Origin of the sequence: Enterobacter cloacae complex sp. P12RS (assembly GCF_014895875.1) — a bacterium.
Classification (GTDB): Bacteria; Pseudomonadota; Gammaproteobacteria; order Enterobacterales; family Enterobacteriaceae; genus Enterobacter; species Enterobacter bugandensis.
This window is the reverse complement of record NZ_JADBQO010000014.1, coordinates 57,411-70,158: the sequence shown is the minus strand read 5'-3', so window position 1 is coordinate 70,158 and position 12,748 is coordinate 57,411. Positions and strand designations below refer to the sequence as shown.

Annotated in this window: 12 protein-coding genes; 9 read left to right on the top strand and 3 right to left on the bottom strand. The window is 53.5% G+C overall.

The window, feature by feature from the left end; genetic code table 11:
* Positions 1 to 2 precede the first annotated feature (2 nt).
* Entirely contained in the window at positions 3 to 935 is a 933-nt protein-coding gene (locus IM284_RS10465; protein ID WP_193055802.1) for a divergent polysaccharide deacetylase family protein, read from the top strand.
* 3 nt (positions 936 to 938) lie between these two features.
* Here IM284_RS10465 and IM284_RS10460 read toward each other — a convergent pair whose 3' ends face one another.
* Positions 939 to 1,739, bottom strand: coding sequence for a glycosyltransferase family 2 protein (locus IM284_RS10460; RefSeq protein WP_047366923.1), 801 nt, complete (start codon positions 1,737 to 1,739; stop codon positions 939 to 941).
* Between the two features lie 205 nt (positions 1,740 to 1,944).
* Between IM284_RS10460 and IM284_RS10455 the strand changes: the two genes are divergently transcribed.
* Both IM284_RS10455 and IM284_RS10450 read left to right on the top strand, forming a co-directional pair.
* Positions 1,945 to 3,150, top strand: coding sequence for a glycosyltransferase (locus IM284_RS10455; RefSeq protein WP_047366922.1), 1,206 nt, complete (start codon positions 1,945 to 1,947; stop codon positions 3,148 to 3,150).
* Between the two features lie 15 nt (positions 3,151 to 3,165).
* Complete coding sequence (locus IM284_RS10450; RefSeq protein ID WP_045260055.1) at positions 3,166 to 4,080, top strand: hypothetical protein; 915 nt, start codon at positions 3,166 to 3,168, stop codon at positions 4,078 to 4,080.
* A 26-nt stretch (positions 4,081 to 4,106) separates the two neighbouring features.
* On the opposite strand, the gene tdh is transcribed toward IM284_RS10450, so the two are convergent.
* Positions 4,107 to 5,135, bottom strand: a complete 1,029-nt coding sequence (gene tdh, locus IM284_RS10445) for an L-threonine 3-dehydrogenase (RefSeq protein ID WP_006812404.1) — start codon at positions 5,133 to 5,135, stop codon at positions 4,107 to 4,109.
* 9 nt (positions 5,136 to 5,144) lie between these two features.
* Complete coding sequence (gene kbl, locus IM284_RS10440; RefSeq protein WP_047366921.1) at positions 5,145 to 6,341, bottom strand: glycine C-acetyltransferase; 1,197 nt, start codon at positions 6,339 to 6,341, stop codon at positions 5,145 to 5,147.
* 215 nt (positions 6,342 to 6,556) lie between these two features.
* On the opposite strand from kbl, the gene rfaD reads away from it, so the two are divergent.
* Genes rfaD through IM284_RS10410 form a run of 6 tightly spaced genes read left to right on the top strand, consistent with a single transcriptional unit; the run spans position 6,557 to position 12,745 of the window.
* Positions 6,557 to 7,489: an ADP-glyceromanno-heptose 6-epimerase gene (rfaD, locus tag IM284_RS10435; RefSeq protein WP_041911658.1), complete on the top strand. Its 933-nt coding sequence runs from the start codon at positions 6,557 to 6,559 to the stop codon at positions 7,487 to 7,489.
* Positions 7,490 to 7,491: 2 nt separating this feature from the next.
* The gene (gene rfaF / locus IM284_RS10430; RefSeq protein ID WP_047366920.1) at positions 7,492 to 8,538 is read left to right on the top strand and encodes an ADP-heptose--LPS heptosyltransferase RfaF; all 1,047 of its coding nucleotides are present in this window, start codon (positions 7,492 to 7,494) and stop codon (positions 8,536 to 8,538) included.
* Positions 8,539 to 8,541: 3 nt separating this feature from the next.
* The gene (gene rfaC / locus IM284_RS10425) at positions 8,542 to 9,525 is read left to right on the top strand and encodes a lipopolysaccharide heptosyltransferase RfaC (RefSeq protein WP_047366919.1); all 984 of its coding nucleotides are present in this window, start codon (positions 8,542 to 8,544) and stop codon (positions 9,523 to 9,525) included.
* Positions 9,526 to 9,528: 3 nt separating this feature from the next.
* Complete coding sequence (locus tag IM284_RS10420; protein ID WP_047366918.1) at positions 9,529 to 10,629, top strand: glycosyltransferase family 9 protein; 1,101 nt, start codon at positions 9,529 to 9,531, stop codon at positions 10,627 to 10,629.
* A 5-nt stretch (positions 10,630 to 10,634) separates the two neighbouring features.
* Positions 10,635 to 11,543, top strand: coding sequence for a glycosyltransferase family 2 protein (locus IM284_RS10415; RefSeq protein ID WP_047366917.1), 909 nt, complete (start codon positions 10,635 to 10,637; stop codon positions 11,541 to 11,543).
* Complete coding sequence (locus IM284_RS10410; protein ID WP_047366916.1) at positions 11,531 to 12,745, top strand: O-antigen ligase; 1,215 nt, start codon at positions 11,531 to 11,533, stop codon at positions 12,743 to 12,745. The genes IM284_RS10415 and IM284_RS10410 overlap by 13 nt, the downstream gene beginning before the upstream one ends.
* Positions 12,746 to 12,748 lie beyond the last annotated feature (3 nt).

Here is a 12,748-nt window from a genome sequence, read left to right as displayed (position 1 = left end):
TTTTGCTTCAATTTCGTCGAATGGTTCTCTCCGTCGTCAGCGCACTGGCGCTGGCTGCACCGGTATATGCAGGTAAACTCGCCATCGTGATTGATGACTTCGGTTATCGACCACACTATGAAAATCAGGTGCTGGCGATGCCGTCAGCCATCTCCGTCGCCGTCCTGCCGAATGCGCCTCACGCGCATGAAATGGCGACCAAAGCGCACAATAGCGGCCACCAGGTCCTCATCCATCTTCCGATGGCACCGCTCAGCAAGCAGCCGCTGGAAAAAGACACCCTGCGCCCGGATATGAGCAGCGATGAGATCGAACGCATCATCCGCGACGCCTACAACAAGGTGCCGTATGCCGTGGGTCTGAACAACCATATGGGCAGCGCGATGACGTCGAGCCTGTACGGTATGCTGAAAGTGATGCAGGCGCTGGAGCGTTACAATCTCTATTTCCTCGACAGCATGACCATTGGCAACAGCCAGGCGATGCGTGCCGCTCAGGGTACGGGGGTGAAGGTCATCAAGCGCAAAGTCTTCCTGGACGACTCCCAGAACGAAGCGGATATCCGCGTGCAGTTCAACCGCGCGGTACAGCTGGCGCGCCGTAACGGTTCGGCGATTGCCATCGGGCACCCGCATCCGTCTACCGTTCGCGTTTTACAGCAAATGCTGCCGACCTTACCCGCCGATATCACGCTGGTACGCCCGAGCGATCTGCTGAACGAGCCGCAGGTGGATACCTCTACGCCGAATTCTGCGCAGCCCGTCCCGACGGCACCGCTTAACCCGTTCCGCGGCGTGAAGCGCTGTGTACCGAAGCAGCCGCTAGAACCGGTCTACGCGACCCGCGTCTTCTCTGTCATCGGAGACAGCATCAGTAACAGTACGCTGGTGAAATACGTCCAGCAGCAGTGGCAGGGATGGGGCAAGAAAGCCTGACGCTTATTTCGCAATCTGAGAGCCCGTCTGCTCATTCGCAACGGGCTCTTTTTTCTCCTGATGCAGATACCAGGATTTGAAATACTTCAAAAAGCTGTAGGCTGTGGCATACAGTCCTGTCGCCACCCCCACTTTACCCTGACGCCAGGCGCCGCTAAACAAATACCATTTAAAAAAAGCCCCGATGGCACTGATGATGCCGCGCCCGATAGAGGGGCGTATTTTATGATATTGTACCAGACGGGTTGTATAACAATTTAATTTGTTAAAAAGCTCATGCAGAGTGGGAAACGTATCATGTTTTACATAGCCCGGAATACATTCACAACGGAGAAAACCTTCCACCTGATCGTCTACCGGTCTGTTATTAAATCGGGACTGTTTACGGTTAAAAAGACGTACAGGGTAATCAGGGGATGAAACAGGATAGATCGTCCGGACTTCTTCACCCAGAACAAACCAGTGGCGGCATATTCGCCATGCCGTTCCGGGGTCAGGTTCATCATCTGCTTTTAACGCTGAAATAGCATCCACTGTTTCCTGGTCAAGAATTTCATCACTGTCGATGCACAGGACCCAGTCATTGCTGGCTAAGGATATGGCATAATTCATCTGCTCGCCATGCCAGCCAAATTTTTTATAGACAGGGAGCAGTCCATAGCTCTCACAAATAAAACGTGTTTTGTCCGTACTGCCTGAATCTACAACGACGATCTCATCCGCTATTTTTAAAAGAGGCGGAATAACATCGTGCAATAATCTTTCAGAATTAAACGTTAATAAGCAGATCGTTATTTTAAACATGTTTCCACTCTCAACAGCAGCATAAATGAATATGATTAATACTATATAAATGAGTAGAGATGATTAAAGTCCTGAATCACACTTTTCAAATAAGCACGTATGACGCTTTGTCTAATTCTGAAGCGCAATAAAATAGAAAAATCTATTTTATTTCAACAGATTCTTTATAATGCAGTCAGATGAAAGGTAGCACACGGATTCAGACATGCCGCACAAAAGTAAAATTCTCCTCCTGGATACGGGTAAAGAATGGGGGGGAGGCACCAACAGTATGCTTGAGCTCCTGAAGCGGATCAATCGCGATAAATTCGATATTACGTGTTGTTTTTACAGTGATTATAGCCGCGCTGAAGGTGAGACGATTGGTCAGGTGCTCAACAGCATCGGGATCCCGCTCATCGTGATCCCTCAGCGTCAGCAGCCGCTCTGGGCCAAATTACTGAAGGAAGCGGGACGTAGCCTGCTTTTTTTCTCACGCAGCGCCCGTAAGGCATTGACTCGTTACGTGGATATCCTGTGGCGAATCAGGCCTAACGTCAGCAAAATCGAGACGCTTTTCATGGAGGGCGGTTTCGATACGCTCTATATGAATAACCAACCCGGCTCAAATGAGGAAGGCTATCTCGCGGCAGCGAAACTGCAGGCGCGGTTGATTCAGCACTGTCGCATTGAACCTGTATTGACCCCACCGCTGGTGAAGCTGGTCAACGCACATGCCACAAAAATTATCGCGGTTTCGCACGGCGTTGAACGCGTGCTTCTTCAGCATGGCGTCCGGCCCGAGCTGTGTACCACGGTCAACAACGCCATCGACATCCACCAGCCTTTGCCCGACCGACGCGCCATGCGCCAGCGTCTGAACATTGATGACGACACCTTTGTGTTCGGCAGCATTGGGTCGCTTATCCCTCGCAAGTCCAACCACCATACTCTGGAGGCGCTGGCCCAGTTCAGCCAGAAGCACCCGCAGGCAAAATGGAAGATGGTGCTGGTCGGTGAAGGGGCTGAACGCGGCGCGCTGACGGCGCAGGCTGACGCGCTGGGGATTGCTGAGCGCATCATTTTTACCGGTTTCCAGAACACGCCTTTTGACTATCTCGCCACCTTTGACGCGTTTATTCTGGCTTCGAAGAGCGAAGGTTTGCCCCGCGTCGTGCTGGAGGCAATGCTGCTGAACATCCCGGTGATTGGCTCAAAGGTAACCGGCACGGCAGAATTGATCGACCATGAGTCGACCGGGCTGCTGTTCCCGTGGAGCGATGTGTCGCAACTTGCTCAACATCTGGATAATATCTGGCAGGATCCTGCTCTGCGCGCCCGGCTCGCCGCAGCCGCGCACCAGAATGTCTGCAACGTGTATGCCATTGAAAGCTATGTTAACGGTGTCGAGGCCGTTCTTGGCGCGCAATAACCAAACGAGAAGAACATGTTTAAATTCCTGAATGCTCGCTACCGCCACATTACCGGGCGTCATAACATTCCGTACGCTTCCCTTCCGGTCACGCGCGATCTCGTTGCGGTTGATTCCATCGTGATCCCTTGTACGGGCGCGGATTTCGTCGAAGAGGCGTTATTATCAGCGACCTTTGCAGAGCGTTACGCCACCGACGTCAGCGAGATTGTTATCGTCAGCGATCAGCCTGAATCCGCTTTCGGCGAGCTGCCGCCAAAAACCCGCGTTGTGACCCTCACGCTGCCAAAACGTGAAGAGGGGTACCGCTATAAGCAAATCTACCTCAGCCGTCTGGTGAAGCTTAACGCTCCGCTTCAGGCGCGCGGAGAAGGCGTATTGATGATCGACTCCGATCTCAACCTGCTGAAGATGCCCCAGATCAACATGGCCGATATGCACATCTACTCCAGCTTCCGTCAGGGCAAAATGATTGCCAAGCTGGACGGCGCCCCCGCAGAAAAAGTGCCGGCATATTACAAAGAAACAGTGCGCCCGTATCTGGTCGATCACGTTAACGGCGCGTTTCTTGCCGCAACCAAAAAGACCTGGCGTCGCATCTGCCCGCTGTGGCTGACGCTGTTCCAGGATACCTGGGAGCTGATGGACGACACGCAGCCGCCGACCGATCAGCTGCCGCTCGCTGCGCTGCTGGACATGCTGGATGTTAAAACGGTTAACCTGGGCGACTGGATGAACTGGCCGGTCTCCAAAAAGATCGGCGGACAGGAAGCCGTTGTGCCGAAAGAGGTGATTGGCGCGCACGGGGGTTTCCCGCTTTCCGAATGGCAGAAGTATCTGGAATCTCCGGATAACAAATTGCTGTTCAAAGGGCAGGACTATACCCGCAAGGTGCGCTACCTGACGGACGAAGAGAAAAAGAATCAGTAAAAAAGGGGCCTGAGGCCCCTTTTTGTTTACTTATCCCAGCTCAGGATCACTTTCCCTGACTGGCCGGAACGCATCGCGTCGAAGCCCTGCTGGAACTCATCGATGGAGAAACGGTGAGTGATAATCGGGGACAGATCCAGGCCGGACTGGATCAGCGCTGCCATCTTGTACCAGGTTTCGAACATCTCGCGGCCATAGATGCCTTTGATGAACAGCCCTTTGAAGATGACTTTGTTCCAGTCGATGGACATATCTGACGGCGGAATGCCCAGCATCGCGATACGGCCACCGTGGTTCATGGTGTCCAGCATGGTGCGGAACGCCGGCGGCGCGCCGGACATCTCCAGACCCACGTCAAAGCCTTCGGTCATGCCCAACTCTTCCATCACGTCGGTCAGGCTCTCTTTGGAGACATCCACCGCGCGGGTGACGCCCATTTTGCGCGCCAGCGACAGGCGGTATTCATTCACGTCGGTGATCACCACGTTGCGCGCACCCACGTGCTTCGCCACGGCTGCCGCCATAATGCCGATTGGGCCGGCGCCGGAAACCAGCACGTCTTCACCGACCAGGTCGAAGGAGAGCGCGGTGTGTACCGCGTTGCCGAACGGGTCGAAGATAGAGGCCAGATCGTCAGAGATATTGTCCGGGATTTTGAAGGCGTTAAACGCCGGGATCACCAGGTATTCCGCGAAGCAGCCCGGACGGTTTACACCCACGCCGACGGTGTTGCGGCACAGGTGGGTACGGCCACCGCGACAGTTACGGCAGTGACCGCAGGTAATATGGCCTTCACCAGAGACGCGATCGCCAATGCTAAAGCCTTTGACTTCCTGGCCGATGCCGACCACTTCACCAACATATTCGTGACCGACAACCATTGGGACAGGAATGGTTTTTTGCGACCACTGATCCCAGTTGTAGATGTGAACGTCAGTACCGCAGATGGCGGTTTTACGAATTTTGATCAGCAGATCGTTATGACCGACTTCCGGCTCCGGCACGTCGGTCATCCAAATCCCTTCTTCCGCTTTCAGTTTGGATAACGCTTTCATCACACGTCCTCAGGCAATTACGCCCAGCTGTTTGCCGATGCGGGTAAAGGCTTCCACCGCACGCTCAATTTGTTCAGGCGAATGCGCCGCAGACATCTGGGTGCGGATACGCGCCTGACCTTTTGGTACCACCGGGAAGAAGAACCCGGTGACGTAAATCCCTTCTTTCTGCAGCTCACGGGCAAACTGCTGCGCCACAACTGCGTCGCCCAGCATCACCGGAATGATCGCGTGGTCAGCGCCGGCCAGGGTGAACCCTGCGGCGCTCATTTTTTCGCGGAACAGACGGGCGTTTGCCCACAGTCGGTCGCGCAGCTCGGCGCCAGACTCCACCATCTCCAGCACTTTGATGGAGGCGGCCACAATGGCTGGCGCCAGGGAGTTGGAGAACAGGTACGGGCGGGAGCGCTGACGCAGCCACTCAACCACCTCTTTACGCGCAGCGGTATAACCGCCGGACGCGCCGCCGAGCGCTTTGCCCAGCGTACCGGTGATGATGTCCACGCGGCCCATCACGTCACAGTATTCATGGGAGCCGCGGCCGTTTTCACCGACAAAACCGACCGCGTGGGAGTCATCGACCATCACCAGCGCGTCGTATTTATCCGCCAGGTCGCACACGCCCTTCAGGTTGGCGATCACGCCGTCCATGGAGAACACGCCGTCGGTCGCGATCAGTACGTGGCGGGCACCCGCTTCGCGTGCCTCTTTGAGCCGCGCTTCCAGCTCAACCATGTCGTTGTTGGCGTAGCGGAAACGCTTCGCTTTACACAGGCGAACACCGTCGATGATGGAGGCGTGGTTCAGGGCGTCGGAGATAATCGCATCTTCTGCGCCGAGCAGGGTTTCAAACAGACCGCCGTTGGCGTCGAAGCAGGAGGAGTACAGAATCGCGTCTTCCATTCCGAGGAAGTTTGCCAGCTTTTGCTCAAGCTGCTTGTGGCTATCCTGGGTGCCGCAGATGAAGCGCACGGAGGCCATGCCGAAGCCGTGGGTGTCCATGCCATTTTTCGCGGCGGCAATCAGCTCAGGGTGATTCGCAAGACCTAAGTAGTTGTTCGCGCAAAAGTTGATCACGTGGCTGCCGTCGCCAACGGTGATATCCGCCTGCTGGGCAGACGTGATAATACGCTCTTCTTTGAACAACCCTTCCGCACGTGCGGTGTCGAGGTCGCTGTTTAACTGTTTGTAAAAATCACCACGCATTGCAATTCTCCAGACTCGGCAAATTTTGGCACATATTACCCAAACCTATAGTTCATGACGAGATGACGCCGTATCTCTTCTCGTTTTTGCAGCATAAATCACGTGTACCCCTGCTGCATATCGGTGAATGGCTGAAGACCGGGCATTGTGATGATATGATATGAATATTAGCGTCCGGGATTGTCCCCGGGCTCAACACTTCAAAGGTTACAGTTATGATCATCGTTACCGGCGGCGCGGGCTTTATCGGCAGCAACATTATTAAGGCCCTCAATGATAAGGGCATCACCGACATTCTGGTGGTGGACAACCTGAAAGACGGCACCAAGTTCGTTAACCTGGTGGATCTGAACATCGCTGACTACATGGATAAAGAAGACTTCCTTATCCAGATTATGGCGGGTGAAGAGTTCGGCGAGATCGAAGCCATCTTCCACGAAGGTGCGTGCTCTTCCACCACCGAGTGGGACGGCAAGTACATGATGGATAACAACTATCAGTACTCTAAAGAGATCCTGCACTACTGCCTGGAGCGTGAAATTCCGTTCCTGTACGCCTCCTCAGCAGCAACCTACGGCGGGCGCACCTCGGACTTTATCGAATCCCGCGAATACGAGCAGCCGCTGAACGTCTACGGCTACTCCAAGTTCCTGTTTGACGAGTACGTGCGTCAGATCCTGCCGGAAGCGAACTCGCAGATTGTCGGCTTCCGCTACTTCAACGTTTACGGGCCGCGCGAAGGGCACAAGGGCAGCATGGCGAGCGTGGCGTTCCACCTGAACACCCAGTTGAATAACGGTGAAAGTCCAAAACTGTTCGAAGGCAGCGACGGCTTCAAGCGTGACTTCGTCTACGTAGGCGACGTTGCAGCCGTAAACCTGTGGTTCCTGGAAAACGGCGTCTCCGGCATTTTCAACCTGGGCACGGGCCGCGCGGAATCCTTCCAGGCGGTGGCAGACGCGACGCTGGCATACCATAAGAAAGGCAGCATCGAGTACATTCCGTTCCCTGACAAGCTGAAGGGCCGTTACCAGGCGTTCACGCAGGCCGACCTGACCAACCTGCGCGCCGCGGGCTACGACAAGCCGTTCAAGACCGTTGCCGAAGGCGTAACGGAATATATGGCCTGGCTGAACCGCGACGCGTAAGTATGAAGATTCTGGTGATCGGCCCGTCATGGGTGGGCGACATGATGATGTCGCAAAGTCTCTATCGCACGCTCAAGGCGCGTTATCCCCAGGCGATAATCGACGTGATGGCACCCGCCTGGTGCCGTCCGCTGTTATCGCGTATGCCGGAAGTAAACGAGGCGATCCCGATGCCGCTCGGCCACGGGGCGCTGGAAATCGGCGAACGCCGCAAGCTCGGTCATAGCCTGCGCGAGAAGCGCTATGACCGTGCGTACGTCCTGCCAAACTCCTTTAAATCCGCCCTTGTGCCCTTCTTTGCGGGCATCCCGCACCGTACCGGCTGGCGCGGCGAAATGCGCTACGGTCTGCTGAACGACGCGCGGGTGCTGGATAAAGCGGCCTGGCCGCTGATGGTGGAGCGCTACGTGGCGCTGGCCTACGACAAAGGGGTGATGCGCAGCGCGAAAGACCTGCCGCAGCCGCTGCTGTGGCCGCAGCTTCAGGTGAACGAGGGGGAGAAATCCCACACCTGCAACGCGTTTGGCCTTTCGTCCGAACGCCCAATGATTGGCTTCTGTCCCGGCGCAGAATTTGGCCCGGCAAAACGCTGGCCGCACTACCACTACGCCGAACTGGCGAAACAGCTGATCGACGAGGGCTACCAGATTGTGCTGTTTGGCTCGGCGAAGGATCACGAGGCGGGCAACGAAATTCTCGCCACGCTGAGCACCGAGCAACAGGCCTGGTGCCGCAACCTGGCTGGAGAAACGCAGCTTGAGCAGGCCGTTATCCTGATTGCCGCCTGTAAGGCCGTGGTCAGCAATGACTCTGGCCTGATGCACGTCGCCGCCGCGCTGGAGCGTCCGCTGGTTGCGCTGTATGGCCCAAGCAGCCCGGACTTCACGCCGCCGCTGTCGCACAAAGCGCGCGTAATCCGTTTGATCACCGGCTACCACAAGGTACGCAAAGGCGATTCCGCTGAAGGTTACCATCAGAGCCTGATCGACATAACGCCGCAGCGCGTTCTCGAAGAGCTCAACGAACTGCTGTTGAGCGAAGAAGGATAACGGATGCGGGTATTGATCGTTAAAACCTCCTCAATGGGTGATGTTCTGCATACGCTACCGTCTCTGACGGACGCGATGCGGGCCATCCCTGGCATCCGTTTTGACTGGGTGGTAGAAGAAGGCTTCGCGCAGATCCCCACCTGGCATGAAGCGGTTGACCGCGTGATCCCGGTCGCGATTCGCCGCTGGCGCAAAGCGTGGTTCTCCGCGCCGATTAAAGCCGAGCGTAAAGCCTTCCGTGAAACGGTGCAGGCGCAGCGTTACGACGCGATTATCGACGCGCAGGGGCTGGTGAAAAGCGCGGCGCTGGTCACGCGTCTGGCGCACGGCGTAAAGCACGGCATGGACTGGCACACCGCCCGCGAACCGCTGGCGAGTCTGTTCTATAACCGCCGCCACCACATCGCAAAGCAGCAGCACGCCGTAGAACGCACCCGCGAGCTATTTGCGAAAAGCCTCGGCTATGCGAAACCGGAAGCGCAGGGCGACTACGCCATTGCGCAGCACTTTTTGCGCAATACAGATCCCTGTGCTCAGCCTTATCTTGTCTTTCTGCATGCCACAACGCGCGACGATAAGCACTGGCCGGAAACACACTGGCGAAGGCTGATTGAACTAATGCAACCCTCCGGTATCCATATTAAACTCCCGTGGGGCGCTGAGCATGAGCGGCAGCGTGCGGCGCGTCTGGCAGCAGGCTTTTCCCACGTCGAGGTGTTACCCAAACTCACGCTGGCGCAGGTTGCCGCAGAGCTGGCAGGCGCTAACGCCGTTGTTTCCGTGGATACGGGTTTAAGCCATTTAACCGCGGCGCTGGATCGCCCAAATATCACCCTTTTTGGCCCGACCGATCCCGGCCTGATCGGGGGCTATGGCAAAAACCAGCATCAGATGGTCAGCCCGACTCAGCAAACGAAGGATATCAGCGCAGATGCGATTTTTTCATTTTTACAGGGCAGCCGTTGGCTTTCCAACAGGGATATTTAACCCATGAGTTACGTATTTCTGCTGATTTTACTCTTTCCGGTGAAGCTTATCCGGAAGCTGTTGCGCAAAGAGACAGGGAAAAACCTGGTCATTCAGACAGCCAAAATCGGTGATTTTGTTAATGCAACGCCTCTTCTGGCCTGGCTGCAAAAAAGCGACGTGCTCATCAGCCGCAGCGTGGGTGCGCTGGCGAAGCACGACGAGACGGTCGAAGAGATTTATTTTATTGAGCAGCATAAGCGTAACCTGTGGCGTAAGCTCTGTTTCGCCTGCAGGATCATGAACCGCTATGACAACGTCTACCTTCTGCAGCCTAACAGCGTGAATCTTTTTTTCGCCTCCGTTTGTAACGCCAAAAACAAGCAATTCTTAAGCACTTACACGCGCAGGTGGTATCACGGGATTTTCTATTCAACGGCCGATGGTACGGTTGACCACGGTAGAAAAACGTTAACAGTCACTAACTATCTCAAGCTGGCCGATCGCTCTCTGACCTGGCAAGACTCACCAAAGCACGCCACAAAGCCGCTTTTCAAACCCGCGACCTATCCGGCAATCCTTGATAAACCCGGCGTGATCCGCATTGGCATCAGCGTAGCCGCCGGGAATAAAGCCAAAACCGTTCCGCCTGTCATCTGGAAGCAAATTGCCGATCGTCTCGCCGACCTGCCCTGCGAGTTTTATGTCTTTGGCGCCCCGAATGAACAGTCCTGGATGGATGACATCACCCGCGCTTACGGTGAACTGCCCAACTTTATTAATCTGATTGGCAAGATCTCGCTTGAAGATCTTCCGTGGGCAATTTCTAAAATGGATTGTTATATCGCCTCCGACTCGGGGAATGTCTACATCGCCGATGCGGTTGGCGTGCCGGTCGTCTTACTGTTCGGTCCGTGCTGTCACTACGAGCAGCGCCCGCTTGGCAACGTGTTGCTGATTGGCAACGATGACAATATTTGCTCGTATGTTTTTGAAACTCGTTATTATTTCTCGCAAGGCCGGGAAGAACTCTTCGCGGTAACAGATGAATCGCTGAACGAACTCAAACATTTCATTTGCGGTCTACCAACAGCAAAATCTGCCTTTGATGCTCAGGGAAACTAATTACTATGGCTTTTCTCAGCATCATTATTGCCGCACATAATGCCGAAAACACGCTTCACGCCACACTGGAAAGTCTGCAAAACGCGATTGAGAATGCAGGCGATGATGTAGAAGTTATTATCATTAATGACAGTTCCAACGATTCCACACAGGATATTATTGAGGCGTGGTTGCCAAAGCTTCCGCATGCGCAATGCCAATACGTTGAGTACCGTAACGTAGGGCATGTTCGAAACAGCGCAGTCTCGCTGGCGTCAGGCGATTACATCACGATGCTTGATAGCGACGATCTGTTAAAGCCGGTTAGCATCCGGGATGCCGTCGCCTTCCTGAAAGCAGAGCGTCCTGATATGTTGCTGACGCGCCTGCTGGAAATACGCGATATGCGGAAAATCACCTCCGCCTGGCAGGGATTCACGCCCGTCTCATTATCGCAAAATGATGCAATAAAGCGTTTCCTACAGCACAAAGATTTTCAGGCGCATCTCATCGGGCAATTCATCCACCGCAAGCTGTATGCAAGCAACCCGATCCCGTCTATGGTCTGCTATGAAGATTTCGCGGTATTTCCCGGTATGCTGATGCAATCGCGTAAAATCTTCTTTCAGCGTCAGGGACACTACTATTACATCAAACGCAGCGACAGTTTGTCGAGCCGTCTTGACGCCAGCAAAATCGCCACGCTGATTGAATGTACGCTACAGATGGAAAATACATTCCCGCAATCATTTAAGCATCTTATTAATTGCCACTGGTTTGATATTTACAGTAATCACCGACAATATCTGACCGACCTGCAGCTCAAACTGGTTAAGGCGCGGGTAAATGCACTTTATTCTTTCTCTTTTTTCTTCTCCAGAGATGTACGTTTCAGCTACAAAAAAAGGGTCATTGAGGCATTATGGAAAAAGTAAAACTGCGGCTCTATCAGCTGACGCTGATTTTGAGCCTCATTTCGTTTGCACTGGCGCTGCTGAGCTCAGGTAAACAACGCGAATTTTTCTATATTGCGGTTTATGCCAGCATTATCGGCTTAGCTTGCGAATATAAAAAAATCACCCTGCGCCCCTTTTCAATCGCGCTCCCCATATTGCTGATTGGGCTACTCAATCTTGTCTGGTATATGGTGTACGAATATCATAGCGAAGGTTTAAACGCTTACAGCGATTATCTGGGTGCCAGTAAGAAACTGATATTAGCGAGCATTCTCGTTTTCTATCTTGACCGGTTTAAAACTTACGTCGATAAAAGCGCTTTCCAGAAGTACTTCCTGTACGCGGCAAGTACAGGGTTTGTCCTCGCCACGGGATATGGCTTATGGCAGGCGACGCAGGGTATGGCACGTATAGAGATGGCCATCAATCGCGCCACCGTGTCTGCCTATGTTTACTCCGTACTGTCACTGGCGCTGGTATACAGCCTTTATCTTCAAAAAAACAGAAAACTGTATATAGTCGCGGGTCTTACCATCTTAATATCTTACTTCGTTATTCTTTTAACGGGGACGCGTGCTGCAATGGGATTATATTTGCTCCTTGCGATTGTACTCACGCTCTACCACTTCAGAAGAATTCATCTGAAATCAACGCTGATTTTTTTATGTATTGTGGCAGGTGTAGTTGTCGTTAGTTACAAACCATTAATTTCACCCAAGATTATGCAAGTACAGGCTGAGCTTGAGAAATATGAAAGCGGAGTAGACGGCACCTCACTTGGCTCTCGTTTTACCATGTGGAATGTAGGTATTCAAAACGGGCTTGCACATCCACTAGGGCAATCATTAGAAGAAAGGTATTTCTGGACGCAACATTATATTAATGATGGACATCCTAATCTAATCACTGCACTTGGCTATTTAAAAATACACCTACACAATGAATTTATCGAAAAATACTCTCTGCAAGGGCTTCCGGGTCTGGCGATATTACTCTTTTTCTTCGTTTCGATGATCGCTTACGCGCTTAAAAACCGAAATGGCCTGCTGCTGACAACGATGCTTCTTTTATTACTCTATGGCCTGACAGACGTCATTTTATTGAGCTCAGAAGCCCTAATATTCTTTGTTACTCTGTTTGCATTGAGTACTCCTTTATCGCAAACCAGACAACATCAATAAGAG